At 62.9% G+C, this 20,020-nt stretch carries 19 protein-coding genes and 1 tRNA gene; 12 read left to right on the forward strand and 8 right to left on the reverse strand.

Going from position 1 to position 20,020, the window contains the following annotated elements:
* Positions 1 to 88: 88 nt before the first annotated feature.
* From R8L07_12695 to R8L07_12705, 3 genes are all read left to right on the forward strand, one after another.
* Positions 89 to 532, forward strand: coding sequence for a YeeE/YedE thiosulfate transporter family protein (locus tag R8L07_12695; GenBank protein MDW3206386.1), 444 nt, complete (start codon positions 89 to 91; stop codon positions 530 to 532).
* Entirely contained in the window at positions 529 to 951 is a 423-nt protein-coding gene (locus R8L07_12700; protein MDW3206387.1) for a YeeE/YedE family protein, read from the forward strand. The genes R8L07_12695 and R8L07_12700 overlap by 4 nt, the downstream gene beginning before the upstream one ends.
* A gap of 111 nt (positions 952 to 1,062) precedes the next feature.
* Positions 1,063 to 1,683: a YdeI/OmpD-associated family protein gene (locus R8L07_12705; GenBank protein ID MDW3206388.1), complete on the forward strand. Its 621-nt coding sequence runs from the start codon at positions 1,063 to 1,065 to the stop codon at positions 1,681 to 1,683.
* Between the two features lie 24 nt (positions 1,684 to 1,707).
* On the opposite strand, the gene R8L07_12710 is transcribed toward R8L07_12705, so the two are convergent.
* Entirely contained in the window at positions 1,708 to 2,646 is a 939-nt protein-coding gene (locus tag R8L07_12710; protein ID MDW3206389.1) for an AEC family transporter, read from the reverse strand.
* A gap of 124 nt (positions 2,647 to 2,770) precedes the next feature.
* Complete coding sequence (locus tag R8L07_12715; GenBank protein MDW3206390.1) at positions 2,771 to 3,583, reverse strand: class II aldolase/adducin family protein; 813 nt, start codon at positions 3,581 to 3,583, stop codon at positions 2,771 to 2,773.
* Positions 3,584 to 3,740: 157 nt separating this feature from the next.
* Here R8L07_12715 and R8L07_12720 point away from each other — a divergent pair, with 157 nt between their 5' ends.
* From R8L07_12720 to R8L07_12760, 9 genes are all read left to right on the forward strand, one after another.
* A complete protein-coding gene (locus tag R8L07_12720) occupies positions 3,741 to 4,664 on the forward strand; it encodes a LysR family transcriptional regulator (GenBank protein MDW3206391.1) in 924 nt (307 codons plus the stop codon).
* Between the two features lie 86 nt (positions 4,665 to 4,750).
* Positions 4,751 to 5,779 (forward strand): LacI family DNA-binding transcriptional regulator, encoded by a 1,029-nt coding sequence (locus R8L07_12725; GenBank protein ID MDW3206392.1) that lies wholly within the window; start codon positions 4,751 to 4,753, stop codon positions 5,777 to 5,779.
* Positions 5,780 to 5,955: 176 nt separating this feature from the next.
* Positions 5,956 to 7,278, forward strand: coding sequence for an extracellular solute-binding protein (locus tag R8L07_12730; protein MDW3206393.1), 1,323 nt, complete (start codon positions 5,956 to 5,958; stop codon positions 7,276 to 7,278).
* Positions 7,279 to 7,392: 114 nt separating this feature from the next.
* Positions 7,393 to 8,340 (forward strand): sugar ABC transporter permease, encoded by a 948-nt coding sequence (locus R8L07_12735; GenBank protein ID MDW3206394.1) that lies wholly within the window; start codon positions 7,393 to 7,395, stop codon positions 8,338 to 8,340.
* Positions 8,337 to 9,275, forward strand: coding sequence for a carbohydrate ABC transporter permease (locus R8L07_12740; GenBank protein ID MDW3206395.1), 939 nt, complete (start codon positions 8,337 to 8,339; stop codon positions 9,273 to 9,275). Before R8L07_12735 ends, R8L07_12740 begins: the two co-directional genes overlap by 4 nt.
* Positions 9,272 to 9,460, forward strand: a complete 189-nt coding sequence (locus R8L07_12745) for a hypothetical protein (GenBank protein ID MDW3206396.1) — start codon at positions 9,272 to 9,274, stop codon at positions 9,458 to 9,460. Before R8L07_12740 ends, R8L07_12745 begins: the two co-directional genes overlap by 4 nt.
* Before the next feature lie 41 nt (positions 9,461 to 9,501).
* On the forward strand, positions 9,502 to 10,599 hold the full coding sequence (locus R8L07_12750; GenBank protein ID MDW3206397.1) for an ABC transporter ATP-binding protein: 1,098 nt from the start codon (positions 9,502 to 9,504) through the stop codon (positions 10,597 to 10,599).
* Positions 10,592 to 11,587 carry an ABC transporter ATP-binding protein gene (locus R8L07_12755; protein ID MDW3206398.1) on the forward strand — a complete coding sequence of 332 codons (996 nt, stop codon included), beginning with the start codon at positions 10,592 to 10,594 and terminating at the stop codon, positions 11,585 to 11,587. Before R8L07_12750 ends, R8L07_12755 begins: the two co-directional genes overlap by 8 nt.
* A gap of 11 nt (positions 11,588 to 11,598) precedes the next feature.
* On the forward strand, positions 11,599 to 13,218 hold the full coding sequence (locus tag R8L07_12760; protein MDW3206399.1) for a dihydroxyacetone kinase subunit DhaK: 1,620 nt from the start codon (positions 11,599 to 11,601) through the stop codon (positions 13,216 to 13,218).
* 34 nt (positions 13,219 to 13,252) lie between these two features.
* Here R8L07_12760 and R8L07_12765 read toward each other — a convergent pair whose 3' ends face one another.
* The 6 genes from R8L07_12765 to lysA form a co-directional block, all read right to left on the reverse strand.
* A complete protein-coding gene (locus tag R8L07_12765; GenBank protein ID MDW3206400.1) occupies positions 13,253 to 13,867 on the reverse strand; it encodes a PAS domain-containing protein in 615 nt (204 codons plus the stop codon).
* A 154-nt stretch (positions 13,868 to 14,021) separates the two neighbouring features.
* A tRNA-Arg gene (locus R8L07_12770) sits at positions 14,022 to 14,098 on the reverse strand.
* A gap of 34 nt (positions 14,099 to 14,132) precedes the next feature.
* The gene (locus R8L07_12775) at positions 14,133 to 14,579 is read right to left on the reverse strand and encodes a VOC family protein (protein MDW3206401.1); all 447 of its coding nucleotides are present in this window, start codon (positions 14,577 to 14,579) and stop codon (positions 14,133 to 14,135) included.
* A 118-nt stretch (positions 14,580 to 14,697) separates the two neighbouring features.
* On the reverse strand, positions 14,698 to 16,020 hold the full coding sequence (locus tag R8L07_12780; GenBank protein MDW3206402.1) for a nucleoside recognition domain-containing protein: 1,323 nt from the start codon (positions 16,018 to 16,020) through the stop codon (positions 14,698 to 14,700).
* Between the two features lie 79 nt (positions 16,021 to 16,099).
* Positions 16,100 to 18,673 (reverse strand): TIGR02302 family protein, encoded by a 2,574-nt coding sequence (locus R8L07_12785; GenBank protein ID MDW3206403.1) that lies wholly within the window; start codon positions 18,671 to 18,673, stop codon positions 16,100 to 16,102.
* On the reverse strand, positions 18,670 to 19,989 hold the full coding sequence (lysA, locus tag R8L07_12790; protein MDW3206404.1) for a diaminopimelate decarboxylase: 1,320 nt from the start codon (positions 19,987 to 19,989) through the stop codon (positions 18,670 to 18,672). Before lysA ends, R8L07_12785 begins: the two co-directional genes overlap by 4 nt.
* Positions 19,990 to 20,020 lie beyond the last annotated feature (31 nt).

Raw genomic sequence — 20,020 nt, forward strand, 5'->3', positions numbered from 1 at the left:
CTCCGGCTTTCCGGTTGCGCGCGTTTCCCGATGCGGGGAAATGTGAAAGACTTCTCCGGATGCACGATCGAATGGTCTGGAGTGTTACATGATCGAAGATGCTTGGATTATGGGGTTTGCAGGCGGTCTGCTGATCGGATGCGCCGCTGCCTTGATGTTGCTCGTGAACGGACGGATCGCCGGGGTAAGCGGGATACTCGGCCGCCTGCTGCCGCCATGGGGAACGGTCGGGGACCGGCTCGTGGTCGGGCCGGCCGTCCTGTTTGCCCTGGGCTTGATCCTGGCCCCGCTGTTGCTTCGACAGGCCGGTTTTCCCTTGGCGATTTCGGTGACGGACAGTCTTCCGGTGCTGCTGATCGGTGGCGTTCTGGTTGGCTATGGCACGCGTCTGGGCAGCGGCTGCACAAGCGGTCATGGAGTCTGTGGACTATCGCGCGGATCACCGCGGTCGATGGCGGCGGTGGCGGTCTTCATGGCGGTTGCCGCCCTGACGACATCCCTTGTCCGACTGACGACGGGAGCCGTGCAATGAACCGTCATTCGATGATCGCCGGACTTGCCGGATTGGTGTTCGGGGCGGGCCTAGCCCTGTCCGACATGATCAACCCCGCGCGGGTCCTTGGGTTCCTCGATGTCCTGGGCGACTGGGACCCGACTCTCGCTTTCGTCATGGCGGGGGCCCTGCTGCCGATGGGCCCGGCCTGGTGGATTGTCCGCAGACGCGGGGACCGCACCCTGACCAGGGAGACCGTTCAGCGTCCGACCGCCACAGGGATCGATCGACGGCTTCTCGCTGGGTCGGTGTTGTTCGGTGTCGGTTGGGGGCTGGTCGGCCTGTGCCCTGGACCGGCCGTCGCGGTGCTCGGCATCGGCGGACCGTCCGTCTGGATCTTTTTCGCGGCTTTGATCGCCGGAATGGCCCTGTACCGGTACCTGCCGTCACGGGCTTGAGGGCGCATGGCACTTTACAGCGCAGGCAGCGGCATCCACGATCGCGCCACCTGGATTCATCGTGCCTGATCGGCGCGGTTATTGCGCGCAGCCTGTTCGAATGCGGTGCCCATGATTACCGAGATCGAAGACTATTTCAGCAAGGGATGCGGCCGGTGCGACCGGTTTGCCACGCCGGACTGCGTGACGCGAACATGGTCGTCCGGGCTGGCGCATCTGCGCCGCATTTGCCGCGACATGGGTCTGATCGAAACGGTGAAATGGGGCCATCCCTGCTACATGCATGCGGGCCGCAACATCGCACTCATCGGGGCCTTGCGCGACGGTTTCCGTCTCTCCTTCTTCAAGTCAGCCCTGCTGAAAGACCCCGATGGCATTCTGGAACGGCAGGGGCCGAACACCCAGAATCCGGATGTCGTCCGCTTCGTTGACGCAGAACGGGTTGCGGCGCTGGAACCTGTTCTCCGCGCGTATCTGGCCGAGGCCATGTCCTATGCGGAGGCGGGCATCACGCCGGAGAAGAAGTCGGTTGAAATCGAATTGCCGGAGGAACTGGCCGATGCCCTGGATGCGGACCCGGAACTGGCGGAGGGGTTTCAGGCCCTGACGCCGGGGCGGCAACGCAGCTATGTCATCAACCTGACCGGCGCGAAGAAGCCCGAGACGCGGATTGCCCGGATAGCCAGGTTCCGACCGCACATTCTGGCAGGCAAGGGTGCCAACGAGAGATAGCGGGCTGGCGTGCACGCATCGGGTTCAGGACAGACCGGGGATGAACAGGAAAAATCCGGATATCGTCACCACGGAAAGAAGCGTCGTGACCAGCATGACGGTAGAGGTTCGGCGAACATAGATGCCCTGGGCCTGAGCCAGCACGAACGGGCCGGAGCCGATCGGCAGCGCCGCTGACAGGATCGCGACCATCGCCCAGAGCGGGTCCGTTGGAAAAAGCAACAGAACCGCAACCGCTGTCAGCAACGGATGCAGGACGAGCTTGGCCAGGGTCATTGAGACCACCTCCATGCTGCCTTCGGTCAGCGGTTTACCGACGAGGAACAATCCGATGGAGAAAAGGGCACAGGGGCCCGCCGCCGCGCCGAGAATTCCGGTATAGGTCTCGACAAAAATGGGCAGTTCCCATCCGCTCCAGGCCCAGAGCAGACCTGCGCAGGGGGCGATGATCATCGGGTTTCGAACCAGCGCCCCCAGTACGCGCCCGACGATCTTAAGAACATCCGACTTCTGTTGCCGGGCGATTTCGATCGGGATCACGGCCAGGGCGACCGACAGGACGGATATGACGGTCGCGACGATTGCGGGCAACGCGGCCTCGTCGCCAAAGGCCGCGATGGCCAGCGGAATTCCCATGAAGCCCGAATTGGGATAGGCGCTGTTCAGTCCGTGCAGGGCCGATTCCGCGGCACTGAGCCGGAAGACATGGCGGCCGAGTAACCCGGTCAGTGCCCAGGTTACCGCCAGGGCCAGGGTGAAACCTGCCATGAAGGGTAGGTTATAGACCTGCGCGAGGTCGACATTCGCCATGGCATTGAACAACAGTGCCGGCAGTGCGACCCAGTAGACGAAGGCGTTCAGCGCTTCGCTGCTTTCCGGTCCCAGCAGGTTTTTATAACCGCACAGATATCCCGACGCGACGATCGCGAAAACGGGGAGAACGATGTCAAACAACGCCTGCACGGCACGGCCTTTCCATGAGAATGCCTGAAACGGCGTTTCCTAGTTGTAGCCGTTCAGGGACGCAAGCCAAAGGCCGGCAGGCGGGGAAGCGTGCCGATCCGACTTCCCCGAGAACGCTGCCGGGTCAGTCGAACATGTCAGGCTGATCCTCGACCAGCTGGTTCCAGATCGTCTGAAAATGCAGCCAACCGATATACTCGCTGCCGACATGTTCGCGGCTGTACCGGGCGCGGTCATCGGGAATGCGGATCGGTGTGATCCCGGAGGCGGCGATGTCGAGCTGCTGCTGGCAACAGCGTTCCAGGGCAATGAACCAGAAGGCGGCGGATTCGATCGAATGCCGGCTAGCGGTCAGCAGGCCATGATTCTGATGCAGCGCGGCCTTCACCCCCTTGAAGGCCTTTGCGACGTCGGATCCGGCATGGTTTTCCACGGCAACCTGCCCGCCCTGCTCGCCGATCACGACGTGGTCTTCGAAGAAGGCACAGGCATCCTGTGTAATGGGGTCGATCGCCCGACCCGTCGACGCCCAGGCCGTACCATAGACGGTGTGCGCATGGCACATGGCGATGATGTCTGGATGCGCCTCGTGCACATTGGCGTGCAGGACGAACCCGGCGCGATTGACCGCGTGTTTGCCCTCGACGACATACCCTTTGTGATCGACAAGGATCAGGTTCGACATCTTCACCTTGTCGAAATGAACGCACATCGGGTTGGTCCAGTAGAGTTCGGGCCGCTCCGGGTCCCGCACGGTCAGATGCCCGGCAAATCCGTAATCGAATCCCTGCTGCGCAAATGCACGGCAGGCCGCCACCAGTCGTTCCTTCCGATGGCGGCGCTCGTCCGCCACCGAGGAAAATTCCGGCAGTTCGGGAAAGATCAAACCTTCCTGTTCCGGCTGATAGATCGAGACACGATTACCGAGATCCAACATGGCTTTGTCCTTTCGCTTCCGTGCCTGTTTCGGGCCGGATGTTCGCCAAGGATTGTGGTCGGGCCCGTGATTCCGTTCAATGCAGGATCGGCAATAAGACTTATTGCCCGCGATGTGGCGCTAGAAGACGTGGCGTCGGGAAAGGGGAGGTGAGGCCGTGAAGGACGACCGTCTGTTGGAAATGCGTGTCTTCCGAACCGTCGTCGAGACTGGCGGGTTCACCTCTGCCGCCCATGGCCTGGGGGTCAGTCAGCCCTTTGTCAGCCAGACCATTCAGCGCCTGGAAACGAGGCTGGGGGCGAAACTGCTGCACCGAACGACGCGCGGGCACCGCCTGACCGCGGAGGGGGAGCGTTTCCTGGAAACCGCACGGCGCGTCGTCGATCTGGTGGAGCAGGCCGAGGCCGACTGGCAGCATGACGAGACCCAGGTCGAGGGACACCTTCGCGTGTCCGCACCCATCGCCTTCGGCTTGGACCGCGTTACACCTCTGATGCCGGAATTCCTGAATCGTTACCCGAATCTGTCCCTCGACCTGCGCCTGACGGACGATCATGAAAGCCTGATCGACGATCGGATCGACGTTGCAATCCGGATGGGCGCGCTGCCGGATTCCAGTCTGATGCACCGTCGTCTCTGCGGGTTGCGGCGGATTGTGGTCGCGTCCCCGGACCTTCTTGCCAGGCACGGAAAGCCGAGCAGTGTCGACGACCTGGCACGGCTGCCCTGTCTTGCCTGGGACGGCAGTCGGGTTCACTTGAACCGCTGGAAATTCGTGGTGGACGGGGAACCCGTTACGTTTCGTGCTGAAAGCCGCTTTCGCAGCAATCAGGGCATGTCGCTGTTCCAGATGTGCGTCGCCGGGGTCGGCGTCATGCGCATGGCGGAACATCTCGCCCGTCCGGCGATCGCTCGAGGCGACCTGATCCAGATTCTGTCGGACATCACGGCAATGGATGACGGTTCGATCCATGCGGTGTTCCTGCCCGATCGGCACATGGTTCCCCGGATTCGGAACTTCATCGACTTCATGGTCGAGGCCTACCGGGCGCCGGATTGGGAGGTGGATGACGCCGGCTGAAGGGTGCCGCCGTAGACCCCGCCGGAGGCGTTGCGGTTGATTGACGTACCTCAGCGACGCACAGTAACGTCGGGACGGAGGACGCAATGGCAAGGCCGACTGTACACGATATCGCGAACGAGGCCGGCGTCAGCCTGGCGACCGTCGACCGCGTATTGAACGGCCGGCCGGGTGTCCGCGAAAAGACCGTGAATCGGGTGCAGGAGGCAATCCGGAAACTCGGCTATGTCCGGGATACGTCGGCCGCAAACCTTGCACGACAGCGGGAATACCGGTTCGTCGTCCTGCTTCCGAAAAATGACAGTCAATTTGTGGAAACGCTCCGGGAAGCCCTTGTCGAAGCGTCGGGCGCGCAGTTCGCCGACCGCGTGTCCCTGAAGATCATGTCGGTCATGCCGGAGGATCCGCACGCAATCGCGCAGGCGCTGCACCGGCTGCGCGCGTCCAGGCCGGATGGCGTCGCAATCATGGCCCAGGAAACACCGCAAGTGCGCGATGCGATTGCCCGGTTGAAGGCGGATGGGATCGCGGTGTCGGCGTTGATTGCCGACCTACCCAGTTCCGAACGGGATTTCTTTGTCGGGGTGAACAGTCAGCAGGCAGGGCGGACGGCGGGTCTTCTGATCGGGCGTTTTGTCCGGAAACCCCGCGGAAAAGTTCTTGTCATCGCCAACTCGATGATCGCCCGGGACAGCATCGATCGGCGCCTGGGATTCGATTCCGTAATCGGCGAGGAGTTTGCCGGCCTGCAGGTCCTGCCCTCCGTTGAGACCCATGATGACCCGGCCCGCGCCCGCGCGATCCTGCATAGAATCGTGGCCGCGCATTCCGATCTCGTCGCGGTCTATTCAATGGGTACCGGCAATCGATACATACTCGATGCGTTGCGCGAAACGGGCCGCCTGATGGATCTGGTCGTTGTCGGGCACGAACTGACCCCCAGAACTCGGGATGCCCTTTTGGCCGGGGAAATGGATGCGGTGATCGCCCAGAATGTCGGGCATCTGGCCCGCAGCACGTTGAGGGTGCTGCGCGCGAAATGCGACAGTGTCGCGATCTTCGAGGCCCAGGAACGCATCCGGATCGACATCGTAACCCGCGAAAACCTGCCCTGATCGAACCGTTTTCGACTGGCCGCGCCGAGCGCAGTCCGGCGTGCGGGAAATTTTCCACTTGCTATGAGGTACGTACCTCATTTAGGGTTCATGCCCAGCGGTTAGACACACACAAGAATGCGACCGCCGCGACCAGGACGCGCGATGTTCAGGTGAGGAAACCGAGGAGAGACCCAATGAAAACCAAGTTGTTTGCAGCCGCCGTGTCGGCCGCTGCGCTGTCGGCGGCGACCGCCCCGGCCGCCAATGCCGATGATCTGACCCTCTGCTGGGCCGCATGGGATCCGGCAAATGCGTTGATCGAACTGTCCAAGGACTTTGAAACCAAGACCGGCCATAACATGAGCTTCGAGTTCGTGCCCTGGCCGAATTTTGCCGACCGCATGCTGAACGAGCTGAATTCCGGCGGTCAGCTTTGCGATCTGATGATCGGGGACAGCCAGTGGATCGGCCTCGGCGCCGAGGCCGGGCATTACATCAAGCTCAACGACTTCTTCGATGCCCAGGGCATCACGATGGACGACTTCATTCCCGCCACCGTGACCGGCTATGCGGAATGGCCGAAGGGGACGCCGAACTACTGGGCGCTTCCGGCCTTCGGCGACGTGGTGGGCTGGACCTATCGCAAGGACTGGTTCGAACGTCCGGAACTGCAGGCGGAGTTCAAGGAGAAGTACGGCCGGGCGCTGGCTGCGCCGAACACGCAGGCGGAACTCAAGGACATAGCCGAGTTCTTCCAGGGGCGCGAAATCGACGGTACGACCGTCTATGGCGCGGCGATCTACACCGAGCGCGGTTCCGAAGGCATCACCATGGGCGTGACGAACGCCCTCTACAATTACGGGTTCGAATATCAGAACCCCGATAAGCCCTACGACCTGGAAGGTTTCGTCAATTCAGACGGCGCGGTCGAAGGTCTGGAATTCTACAAATCGCTCTATGACTGCTGCACGCCGCCGGGTTCGTCGGACTGGTACATGTCCGAGAACATCGATGCCTACAAGTCGGGGCAGGTCGCCCTGCAGATGAACTTTGCCTTCATCTGGCCGGGCGTCCACGCGGATCCGAATGTCGGCGGTGACAAGTCGGGCTATTTCGCGAATCCGGCCGGTCCGGCGGGGCACTTTGCCCAGCTCGGCGGGCAGGGCATTTCGGTCGTGTCCTACTCCGACAGTCAGGACGCGGCGCTGGAATACATCAAGTGGTTCGCACAGCCTGAAATTCAGAAGCGATGGTGGGAGCTCGGCGGCTATTCCGCTCTGCGGGCGGTGGTCGAGGACCCGGGCTTCGCCTCCAGTCAGCCCTATGCGCAGACCTTCCTCGACTCCATGGCGATCGTGAAGGATTTCTGGGCAGAGCCGGCCTATGCCTCGCTGCTGCTGTCGATGCAGGACCGAGTCCACAAATACGTGATCGCGGGTGAGGGCACCGCCAAGGAAGCCCTGGATGCCCTCGTCGAGGACTGGATCGAAGTCTTCGAAGACGAAGGCAAACTCTGATCCGACGCGAATCGGCCCGATACTGCTGATCGGGCCGAAAGCGAACGCGCGGGGCTTTCGGGAAGCTCCCGGCCCCGCGCATTCTCCGGGAAACGCCTCGAGGAACGACCAGTCATGTCCGAAAGCGCGATTGATCGCGTCGCAAAGGCGACGCCGCCCAGGGTGGCACGAAAGATCAAGGGCTATTCCGACCGGACCATCGCCTGGATGTTCGTGACGCCGACCGTCCTGCTGCTTCTGGCGATCAACATCTTCCCGCTGCTCTGGACGATCTGGCTCAGCTTCACGAACTATCGCGCCAACCGGCCGAACGCCGATGTGAAATGGATCGGCCTGCGCAATTACGAGCGCATCCTGACCGACGCCGATATCTGGCTGACCATGCAGGCGACGGCGCATTTCCTGTTCTGGACGATTTTCATACAGGTGCTGATCGGCTTCGCCCTGGCCTGGCTGATCAACCGCAAATTCAAGGGCAACGATCTCTGGACCACGATCATCGTGTTGCCGATGATGCTGTCGCCCGCGGTGGTCGGGAACTTCTGGACCTTCCTCTATCAGCCGCAGATCGGCCTGTTCAACTATGCGGTCTCCTTCCTCACCGGGGTCGAGCCGACAAGCTTCACCATGATCGGCGAGGTCGCGCTGGCGCCCTGGGCGATCGTGATTGTCGATACCTGGATGTGGACCCCGTTCATCATGTTGATCTGTTTGGCCGGGCTGCGCTCGATTCCGGACACGATCTATGAGGCGGCGGAATGCGACCGCGCGTCGAAATGGCGCCAGTTCTGGACCATTACCGTGCCCATGGTGCTGCCGTTTCTGATGCTGGCGGTCCTGTTCCGCGGCATCGAGAATTTCAAGATGTTCGATCTGGTCGTGCAACTGACCGGCGGCGGACCCGGCTCCACGACGGAACTGACCTCCATCAACCTGAAGCGGGAAGCGTTTGAGAAGTGGCGGACCGGTTATTCCTCCGCCTATGCGATCATTCTCTTCGTCACCGTGTTCGGGCTCGCCTCGATCTATGTGAAGGCGTTGAACAAGGTGAAGGACCGATGAGCGGCTATTCGATCACCGAACCCTCCGCGCGGCAGAAATGGATCGCCGGGATCCTGGTCGTCGGCTATGCGCTGGTGACTCTCCTGCCGTTGCTCTGGATTCTGGCCACCGGCTTCAAATCGTCTTCGGATGCCATCGCCTATCCGCCGAAAGTGACGTTCGAACCGACCCTTGAAGGCTATGTGAACTTGTTCACGACGCAGACGCGCCAGACCGAGGATTACCTGGCGCAGAACCCGCCGGACACCTGGTATGAGGAAATCGTCCATGCCAAGGGCATGGTGATTGCCGGGCCTTCCCGTTTCGGTGAGCGGTTTCTGAATTCCGTGATCATCGGTTTCGGATCGACATTCCTGTCGGTCTTTCTCGGCACCCTCGCAGCCTATGCGTTTTCGCGCTTCCGGGTACCGATCAAGGACGATCTGTTGTTCTTCATCCTGTCGACCCGGATGATGCCGCCGATTGCGGTCGCGATTCCGATCTTCCTGATGTTCCGGTCGGTTGGTCTGTCGGACACCCATGCCGGAATGATCCTGCTGTATACGGCGGTCAACCTTTCGCTGTCGGTCTGGCTGCTGAAAGGGTTCATCGACGAGATCCCGCGCGAATACGAGGAAGCGGCCCTGATCGACGGCTATACCCGGTTCCAGGCCTTCTACAAGGTCGTGCTGCCGCAGGCGGCGACGGGCATCGCCTCGACGGCCATTTTCTGCCTGATTTTCGCCTGGAACGAATATGCCTTCGCCGTGTTGCTGACGTCCGGGACTGCGCAGACGGCGCCACCCTTCATCCCGACCATCATCGGGGTCGGCGGCCAGGACTGGCCCGCCGTGGCGGCCGGTGCCTCGATCTTCCTGCTGCCGGTGATGGTGTTCACGATCCTGCTTCGCAAGCACCTGCTGCGCGGCATCACCTTCGGAGCGGTCCGGAAATGAGGAATTTTCTGAACGGTCTGGCACGCCTGCGCCGCGGTCCCTGGGAGATGCTGGCATCGATCCTGATCGCGACCGGGGTGGTGATGCTGATGCAGCCATTCCTGCTGATCGCCTTCACCTATTCCTTCATCGTCACGCTGGTGGGCACCGTGATGTTCATCGTCGTCAGCCACTTCCCGGACTAGTGCGCTATGACCTTCTCTGATCCCAGAAATGCGGGCATGCCATGGCTGAAATCGTAATCCGGAACTTGTGCAAGGAGTTCGGAGACTTTACCGCCGTGCAGTCATCCTCCTTCAAGGTGGAAGATGGCGAGTTCTTCATGCTGCTGGGGCCGTCCGGCTGCGGCAAGACGACGACCCTGCGCATGATCGCTGGCCTGGAACTGCCGACATCGGGCGAAATCTTTATCGGCGGCGAAGAGGTCGGCCAGATGCCGGCCAGCAAGCGGGACATCGCCTTCGTCTTTCAGATGTTTGCGCTCTATCCGCATATGAATGTGCGCAAGAACATCAGCTATCCACTGATCAGTCAGGGAATGCGGCGCGACGAGGTCCGGCGCAAGGTCGCGGAAGTCGCGCGAATTCTGAGCATTGAGAAGATCCTGGACAGGCCTGTTGGCGGTCTGTCCGGCGGGGATCGGCAACGCGTCGCGCTGGGGCGTGCCATCGTGCGCAACCCGAAATGCTTCCTGATGGATGAGCCGCTCGGGGCGTTGGATGCGGAGTTCCGCGAACACATGGCCGAGGAACTGAAGAATCTGCACGACCGCATGAACGCGACGACGGTCTATGTCACCCATGACCAGTTGGAGGCGATGCAGATGGGCGACAAGATCGTGGTCATGAATCACGGCGTCATTGAGCAGTTCGGGACGCCGCAGGATATCTATGACAAGCCGGCTACGATGTTCGTGGCGGACTTCATCGGCTCGCCGCCGATGAACTTCCTGAAGTTCCACGCCAGCGTCGAGACCGGGGCGACCGCGGTGACCCTTCATCACCAGTCCTTCGGCATGCCCACCTTGCGGGAACCCTTCACGGGCGATCTGGTCTATGGCGTCCGGCCGGAGAACATCCGCTTCTCGGATGCCGCCGGATATCGCGGGGAAGTGCTCGCCAGCGAATATCTCGGGACCACACAGATCGTCACGCTGAAGACGCAGAACGGCTCGGTGAAGGCCCGCATCCCGTCCGATCAGCCGGCCCGGGTCGGTGAGACTGTCGGGCTGGATTTCGACGGATCGACCGTGACGCTGTTCGACAATCAGACCGGCCGGGCGATCCGGTCCGACCTGAACGCGGGGGTGCTGTCCCATGGCTGATGTCGTTCTGGAGGGTGTGAGCAAGAGTTTCGGATCGACACGGGCGGTCGACGGTTTGAACCTGACCATCGAAGATGGCGGATTCGTCGTGCTGCTGGGCCCGACGGGGGCGGGGAAGACGACCACTCTGCGCCTGATATCGGGACTGGAACGGCCCGAGTCCGGCACCATTCGGATTGCTGGCCGGTCCGTCATCGACGAAACCCCGGCTCAGCGCGATGTGGCGATGGTGTTCCAGCAATACTCGCTCTATCCGCATATGACGGTCCGCGAGAACCTTGCCTTTCCGCTGCGCTCCCCGATCCTCAAGACGCCCGAGGATGAGATTAAGCGAAAGATCCGCGCGGTCGCGGAAGTACTGCATATCGAAGGTAAGCTGGACAACAAGGCAACGGCCTTGTCCGGCGGGGAGATGCAGCGCGTCTCCATCGGGCGTGCCCTGGTGCGCGACCCGTCGATCTATCTGATGGACGAACCGCTGAGTTCGCTCGACGCGAAACTGCGGGCTGATCTCAGGATCGAGCTGAAGCGCATCCATGCGACCCTGGGCGCGACCCTGCTCTATGTCACCCACGACCAGATCGAGGCGATGACCATGGCGACGCGCGTCGGCGTGCTGGACGAGGGGCGGCTGGTTCAGGTCGGCACACCGCGAGAGATATACGAGGACCCTGTCAGCCTGTATGTCGCGGGGCGCCTCGGTCTGCCCAGAATCAATGCCTTGCCGGCCGATCTGTTCGGCGGCGCGCCGACGGGCGCAAAGACCATCGGGCTTCGGCCGGAGCATGTCCGCCTGGGCGAGGGCAAACCCGCAGAGGTCGCGCGGATCGAACATCTCGGCGATCAGACGCGCCTCGTCGTCAAGCTCGACGGGCAGGAAGTCGTGACGCTTACCGAGGCGCATACCGACCTGGAACCGGGGGACACCGTTCACGTGGAACCTCGTGACGCCCTTTACTTCGACAGCCTGGGCAATCGGATCCGTTAGGGAGAGAAGCCATGAGTCAGTTCATCAATTCAAAAGAGGCACTGGTTACCGAGGCCATCGACGGGTTGCTTCGGCATGCCGGCGGGCGGCTCGCGCGGCTGGATGGCTACCCCCATATCAAGGTCGTGGTTCGCAATGACTGGGACCGTTCCAAGGTCGCGCTGGTATCCGGCGGCGGGTCCGGGCATGAGCCGAGCCATGCCGGGTTCGTGGGACAGGGCATGCTGACCGCGGCGGTCTGCGGCGACGTCTTCGCGTCACCGTCGGTCGACGCCGTTCTGGCGGGCATTCTCGCCGTGACCGGGAAGGCCGGTTGCCTGCTGATCGTGAAGAACTACACCGGCGACCGTCTCAATTTCGGCCTTGCGGCGGAGCGGGCGCGGGCATTCGGCCTGAACGTGAACATGGTGATCGTCGATGACGACATCGCCCTGCCGGATCTGCCCCAGGCGCGCGGCGTGGCCGGAACCCTTTTCGTGCACAAGATCTGTGGCGCGCTGGCCGATCAGGGCGCCAGTCTGGAGACAGTGACGGCCGCGGCGAAAGACGTGATCGGCGGGGTTGCCTCGATCGGCATGTCCCTCCAGTCCTGCACCATACCGGGCAATGCGGCGGATAACCGGATTCCCGAAGGCAAGGCCGAACTCGGCCTCGGCATCCACGGCGAGCCGGGGGTGGAGCAGGTTGAATTTTCCGGCGCGGCCGGGGCCATCGATATGGTGGTGGACCGGCTTTCGGGGACCATTGGCCCAGGCCCGCATGCGGCCCTGATCAACAATCTCGGCAGTGCCACGCCGCTGGAAATGTCGGTCCTCACCGAGGAACTGCTGAAGTCCAGGATCGCCAATCAGATCCGGTGGGTGATCGGACCGGCGCCGCTGATGACGTCTCTCGACATGCGCGGGTTCTCGATTTCGCTGCTTCCTGTCGGGAAAGATCAGGAAACGGCGCTGATTGCCCCAGTGGCCTGCGAGGCCTGGCCGGGCTGCCGTGCGGTCGGTGGGGTCGACGTCCTGCCGCTGCCGGACGGTCTGACGCCGATCGCGCCAATGCCGTCAAAGCATGCCGGCAACCGGGCGCTGATCGAGACCTGCTGCGAATTGTTCATCGCAGCGGAGAAGGATCTGAACGCGTTGGACCTGCATTCGGGCGATGGTGATACCGGCAGCACCCTGGCCACGGCGGCCCGTGCCCTGATCGGTGCGCTGGACCGACTTCCGCAGGCCGATGTGACCCAGCTGTATCGGGCGATCGGCCTGGAATTGAGCCAGACCATGGGGGGATCCTCCGGCGTGTTGCTGGCAATTTTCTTTGCGGCGGCCGGCGATGCCTCGGCCAGCGGCGAGGACACGATCGGGTCGCTCAAAACGGCTCTGGATCGGGTGCAGGAGGTCGGTGGAGCCGGTCCTGGCGACCGGACCATGATCGACGCGCTGGCACCTGCGCTGGATGCGCTGCGGGACGGCATTCCGGCGGCGGCCGTCGCCGCGCGGGCCGGTGCTGATGCCACCGCCGGGATCGAACGTGCCCGCGCCGGCCGTGCCAGCTATATCGCCTCGGAAAACCTGGTTGGTCACAATGACCCCGGTGCAGAGGCGGTGGCCCGTCTGTTCGAGCATCTGGCGCGGTGACAAGGAATGAATGGGGCCGGCGGAACGGGGCGCCCTACTGGCTGAAAGTCGCTGGATCGATGTAATAGATGTCCAGATCGTCTCTATGGGCGGGTGAGTCCTTTTTGTGCCAATGACACGCCGTCAGCCCGAGAAATCCGTCAACAAGGTCGCCGGAATTGGAAAGCGGCAGGATCAATCGTTCCCCCAGGGCAAAACTGTCGAGGGTGCTGTAGACCAGCCCACGCATGTAGATGGCCGCTCTGTTTTCAACGAGAGGCCGCCAACGGTTGCGAATCATCTCGGCTTTGTCTGGAGGCAGGGAATCGCCGAGCTTGACGCCTGCCAGTCCCTTTTGACCGTTATAGCGATTGAAGACGGCAACGATCTCTTCACCGGCTAGGCGATAGGTATATTCCGGGCCTGCTGGATCAATGTCGCCTAGAAAGACATACGGAAGCAGTTTGGCGATATCCAGAGGGTCGATGTCGATCCGCGATGGAAATCGGCTCCCCTGGCAAATGTCTGACCAATAGTCGAAAAGGCGACCTACCTCCTTGCCCCAGAGCGGTCTCAGCTCTTCGGGATGTCCGGCATGAAATCGTGCCGGGTCACGGCCGTTCGCTACCGTGTAGGGGGCGACGCAGGGTTCGATGCTATCGCGAGGCATTCAGCGCGCTCATCCATTGAAGTTCAGGAATGGGAGTGTCGCACGAATGCCGTAAAGAATTGGTTATCAGGAACAATTTGATCAAGATTGCGTCGACAACGCGGATCGACCGAACATGAACGGTCGATGGTCTCCATAGCAGACGACTGAGAGATGGTGTCCCCGGCGGGATTCGAACCCACGGCCCCAGGATTAGGAATCCTGTGCTCTATCCAGCTGAGCTACGGGGACACGCGACGCTGCCTATATCACGGTCCGGGTCGGGTTACCAAGTCCCGGTATTTCCCATCGACGCCCAGGGTTCCGCCTGGGGCAGGGCGTCGCCGCGCTGCAGCAGTTCGATCGAAATGTCATCCGGCGAGCGGATGAATGCCATGCGGCCGTCGCGGGGCGGACGGTTGATCGTGACGCCCTGATCCATGAGGTCCTGGCAGGTCTCGTAGATGTTGTCGACGCGGAAGGCGAGATGGCCGAAATTTCGGCCGCCGGTATACTCTTCCGGATCCCAGTTATAGGTCAGTTCCAGCAGCGGCGCCTTCTCGGCATCGGCACTTTCCTTGTCGGCCGGCGCGCAGAGCATGACCAGGGTGAAGCGGCCCTGTTCACTGTCATAGCGGCTGTGTTCCTGCAGGCCCAGCTTGTTGCAGTAGAAGTCCAGGCTGGCATCGAGATCGGTCACACGGACCATGGTGTGCAGATACTGAAGTCCCATAGGGCGTACCCTCCGTCCGAAAGGATTGGCTGTGTCGCGATAACAGGTAGCGGGCACGTCTAGGCGCGGCAACCCCCGACGGCGGCTTCCGTCGGAACGGCACTTGTGACCCTGTACCCTACGTCAGATGGCCGAACAGGAACAGGCAAGCGACGACCGCGGCCGTAATCCCGGCCGCATCGGCCAGCAGGGCCGCACACAGCGCGTGGCGCACCCGGCGAATCTGGACCGCACCAAAATATACCGCCAGGACATAGAAGGTCGTTTCGGTCGAGCCCTGCAGTGTGGTGACCAGATAGCCGACATAGGAATCGGGGCCGATGGCCGGGTCGCTGATGATGGACGCCATGATACCATAGGCCCCCGAGCCGCTGAGGGGCCGCATCAGGGCCATGGGCAGCGCCTCCGCCGGCAGGCCGAGGGGGCCGGTGATCAGTCCGATCGGTGCAATCAGCAGATCCATCGCACCGGAGGCCCGGAACATCCCGACCGCAACCAGGATCGCGACCAGATAGGGGATGATGCGCACCGCGACGTTGAATCCGTCGCGCGCGCCTTCGACGAAGCTCTCATAGATCGGCACGCCCTTGGCAACGCCGAAAGTCAGAAATCCGACCATCAGGCCGGGGATGATCCATGGCGCGATGCTGGACCCATAGGCGACGGTGAGCGGGATGAAGCCGATCAGACATCCCAGCGCGATGGCGGACACCCAGAGCGGATAGGCCTCGCCGGATTCCTGCGGCAGGGCCTCGCCGTCGTCCGTCTCCGTGCCGGCGGCGGCATCGGGATTGAAGTCCGCATCCGGCGGCGGTGCCCGGAAGTGACGCTGCAGCAGTTTCGCGCTGAGGATGGCGATCGCGGTCGAACAGATCGTCGCGATCAGGGTGGTCGGCACGATACCAGCCGGATCCGAGGACCCCGCGGCGGCACGGATCGCGATAACCCCGGTCGGCAGCAGCGTGACGGATGAGGTATTGATTGCCAGAAACAGCGCCATGGAATTGGTTGCCGTGCCCTTGTGCGGGTTCAGCTTGTCGAGTTCCTGCATGGCCCGGATGCCGAACGGCGTGGCCGCGTTGCCGAGCCCCAATGCGTTGGCGGAGATGTTCATGATCATCGCACCCATGGCCGGATGCTCTGCCGGCACGTCGGGGAACAGGCGCACCAGAAGCGGTCTCAGCAGTTTGGCCACGATCCGCAGCAGACCGCCATTTTCCGCGACCTTCATCAGGCCGAGGAACAGGGCCATGACACCGATCAGGCCGATGGCCAGCGTCACCGAGGCTTCGGCGGTGTCGATCATCGACAGGCCGAGATGTTCCATCGGTGATTTCGGCAGCTCTTCGCCCGCCGCCGCGATCGGTGCGGTCCAGGTCACATGACGATAGGCCGCGACCACGAAGGCAATGGCGACCATGGCGAAGAAAATCACATTCATGGCAGGCGATCCCGCTGGTTTCAGGCGGGGTTACTGCGCGGCGATTCGGGGACTCTGTCGATGGACTTGGGCGGTGGTGTTACTGGAATTGATCCAGCAGCCGGTCGATATAGTCCAGTTCCTCCGACGACCGGCTGCGCTGTCCGGCTCGACGGCGCAACTCGTCCCGGATCTGGCGGGAGCGTTCGAGGCTGCCCTCGTCCGGCACATCGACTTCGCCCTGCATCGGCCCGCGGAAGGTCTCGCTGGCCTGGCGCCCGAACGGGTCCATTGTCTGCTGCCCAGATTGACCCGGCATCTGCTGACCCAGCCCCATCTGACGGTCGAAACGTTCCATGAAGGCATCGCGGGCGGCCTCGGCGGCTTCCTGAAGCGCGTCCATGGCCTGACCCTGAGCCCCCAGCGCCTCGCCGGGATCGCCGGCGCCCAGCCGTTCGGACGATTCCGCCATGCCCTCGTCTGCACGGCCAAAGGGTTCCGGAATTTCCCCCATCATCTCGCCGAACTGCCGCATGATCTCGCCCAGCTGACGCCGCAACGCGTCCTGCAGCACCGCATCGGCCCCGCCCTGACCACTCTGGTCGCCCTGGCTGCCGTCGGCCTGGTTCTGGCTCTGCCCGTCCTGGGCGCCGTCACGCTGGTTCTGGCCCTGCTGTCCGTCTCGCTGCTGGGTCTGGCGGTGGGTGCGCTCCATCAACTCGCGCTGTCCCTCCATGATGTCCTTCATGTTTTCCAGCAGCTGCATCGCTTCCCTGTTGTCGGGCGACATCTGGGTCTGCATGCCGGCCTGCATGTTTTCCATCATGCGGCGCAGTTGCTCCAGCATCTGGGTCGCGCTCTCGGTCATGCCGTTGCGCATCATCTCGCGGATCTGGTCCATCATGTCGTTGATGTCGTCCGTCGAGACCATGTTGTCGCCCGGATTGAACTGCGGGACTTCCTCGCCATCCTGCATGCTCTGACGCAACTGTTCCGTCATGGCGGACATGTAATCGTTCATGGCCGCCTGCAGCTCGTCCATCAGGCGGTCCAGTTCGGCATCGCTCGCGCCTTCGGCCATGGCTTCCATCAGGGCCTGCTCCGCGGCGCGCAACCGGGCGAGTGCCAGGGACACGCCGCCATCCTCCAGATAGAGCGCGGTCTTCCACAACAGATCGACAACCTCGTCGACGGCGGCCCGGCCGTGTTCGTCGCCGCGCTTCGGACGGCGCAGGCGGGTAAACGCCTCCCGCAACGACAGGAAGACCGTCACGTCGTCACCGTAGTTTTCATGGCCCCATGCCAGGGCCTCCAGGGCATCGGCGACGGCCATGCGGCTACGGCCCGGGTCCCAGGCCAGCTCACGGCGCAGCTCGACGATGATCTGAGCCACGGGATGATTGAACTTGCGGGCCGGCAGGATCAGCGTCACCGGCTCCGAGCGGCCTTCCTGGCCGATGGCATCGGTTGCGACGAGGGTCAGCCGCACCTCGCCGCCGGCCCACGGATGGGCGGTGTAGTCGCGGTAGACGCGGCGCTGTTTGCCGTATTTGGCGATGTCGGGGACCGGCAGGGGCGTCACGATGGCCATTGCCTCATCCCCGTCCGGGCTGGACTGGGCCGAACCGATCGGGCGGTCAGCGCGCTCGATCACCGCAACAAGGCTGGCGATGCCGTAATCGTCGGAAACGGTATGCGTGATCGTCAGGGCCTGTTGCAGGCTGGGGACAGGGGCTTCGGGCAGGGTTACGACCGGTGCTTCGTCCGGAACGGTGTGGATGGTCCAACCGGCAAGTTCCTGATCATCCGCAATCACCGTCACGTTGCCCGATTCCGTCAACTCGTGCTCCACGGCAAATCCGCCATCGGCGAAGGCGGAGAAGGGGACCGGGCCGGCGGGTGTCATCAGTACCGCCTGCGGCAGGTCGCCGGTGACCTGAACCACCAGCCGGGAACCGACGGGCGCGGTATGATCCGGGCCCTTCAGCGCCGGGTCGTTCCTTCGGGCGGCATCGTCGCCGCTGCGGGCGATGAATTGCGGTGGCAGGCCGGTATAGTCCGGCGGGGCCAGCCAGGCATCGATGCCGATGGCAAGACCGGCCACCGGGGTCGACGTGGCCGGAATCAGTGCCTCGCCGAGACGCACCGGCGCGTCGCGACCGGCCAGCCCGAGACCGACCACAAGCAGAACCAGGGCGCCGATGCGAAGCGCCATCGGATCGCGGCGGGCCAGTTGCGGGGCCGGGGCGCCGACGGAGAGGCCACGTATCCGCGCCTCCATTCTGCGGCGGTGTTCCTGCCATAGCGCCAATTGGACGGGGTCGTCGGTGCTGGGGTGGTCCGACAGGGTTTCAAGCGGACGATGATCCAACCGGTTCACGATCTCGATCCGCCGACGGGCGGAGAGGCGATCGGGCCAGGAAAAATTGTGGACGCCGCGCCAGATCAGCCACAGCAGGTAGGCGCCAGACGCCGCCAGTATCGCGATGTGCAGCCAGATTGGCAGTTCCGGCAGCAGGCCGGTCAGGGCGATGAACAGGAAGACCAGGGTGAAGGCGACCGGTTGCCAGAACGCGGCTTCCAGTTGTTCCCAGATCAAAACCGCGCGGGAGAGTCCGACAGGCCATCCGCCTGTCTGTCGATCCTGGCCCCCCCGAGCCGTTTTCTGGGTCATCCTGTCGCTCCGATCCTTCTCGGTTCGCCGGTGTCGCCGTCCCGGTCAGTGTGCAGCCAATCCGGAATGGAGTCCATGCCGATCAGGGCCTCGTAGGTCTGGCGCGGGCGCACCACATCGTAGCGGTCGCCGTCGACCAGCACTTCCGGCACCAGCAATCTGGAATTATAGGTCGATGCCATCACCGCGCCATAGGCGCCGGCACTGCCGAAGGCGACCAGATCTCCCTCGGCGATCGGCGGCAGCATTCGGTCCTTGGCGAATGTGTCGCCGGATTCGCAGACCGGACCGACAACATCGACCGGGCCCAGTGTCGCATCCGGTGCCGCCTCCGCCACCGGGCGAATGCCGTGATGGCCGTTGTACAGCGCCGGGCGGATCAGGTCGTTCATGGCCGCATCCAGCACAAGGAAATGCTTGGTTTCGCCCGGTTTCACCACAAGGGCACGGGACAGCAGGATACCGGCATTGCCGACGATCATCCGTCCGGGTTCCAGCATGACCGGGCAGTTCAGGCGCGCAATCTCGGAGGCCACCATCTCGGCATAGGCGTCGGGCAGGGGCGGTTCTTCGGCATCGTAGGGAATGCCCAGGCCGCCGCCCAGATCGACTCTCACAATGCCGTGACCGGCGGCACGCAGCCGCTCGACCAGATCGGCCACACGGCGGAAGGCCTGGCGATAGGGCTCAAGATCGGTCAGCTGGCTGCCGATATGTACCGCCACCGACACCGGCTCGATCCCCGGCAGGGAAGCCGCCAGCGCGTAGATATCGTCGGCCTTGTCGATGTCGATGCCGAACTTGTTCTCCTTTTTGCCGGTGGAGATCTTCTCGTGGGTCTTGGCATCGACATCCGGGTTGATACGGATCGCGATCTCCGCCGTGCGCCCCAGATCGGTCGCCACCTTCGACAGAAGATGCAGCTCGCTTTCGGATTCCACATTGATTTCGTGGATGCCGGTTTCCAGCGCGAATCGCAGTTCGCTTTCCGCCTTCCCGACTCCGGAGAAGACGATGCGCTCTGGCGGAATGCCGGCGGCCAGGGCTCGGCGCAGCTCGCCTTCCGACACGACATCGGCCCCGGCACCCAACCGACCCAGCAGGGCGATTACCGCCAGATTGCTGTTCGCCTTCACGGCATAGCAGATCGTGGCATCCAGACCGGCCTTCTTGAAGGCGTCGGCGAAGACGGTGTAGTGGCGCGTCAGGGTCGCGCGGGAATAGACATAGGCCGGGGTGCCGACCTCGTCCGCGATCCGGGTCAGGGGCACGTTCTCGGCATGCAGAACGCCGTCGCGGTATTCGAAATGGTTCATTCTTTGGCTGCTTTCATTCTGGGCCGATCGG

This window comes from Alphaproteobacteria bacterium, assembly GCA_033344895.1.
Taxonomy (GTDB): Bacteria; Pseudomonadota; Alphaproteobacteria; order UBA8366; family Aestuariispiraceae; genus Pacificispira.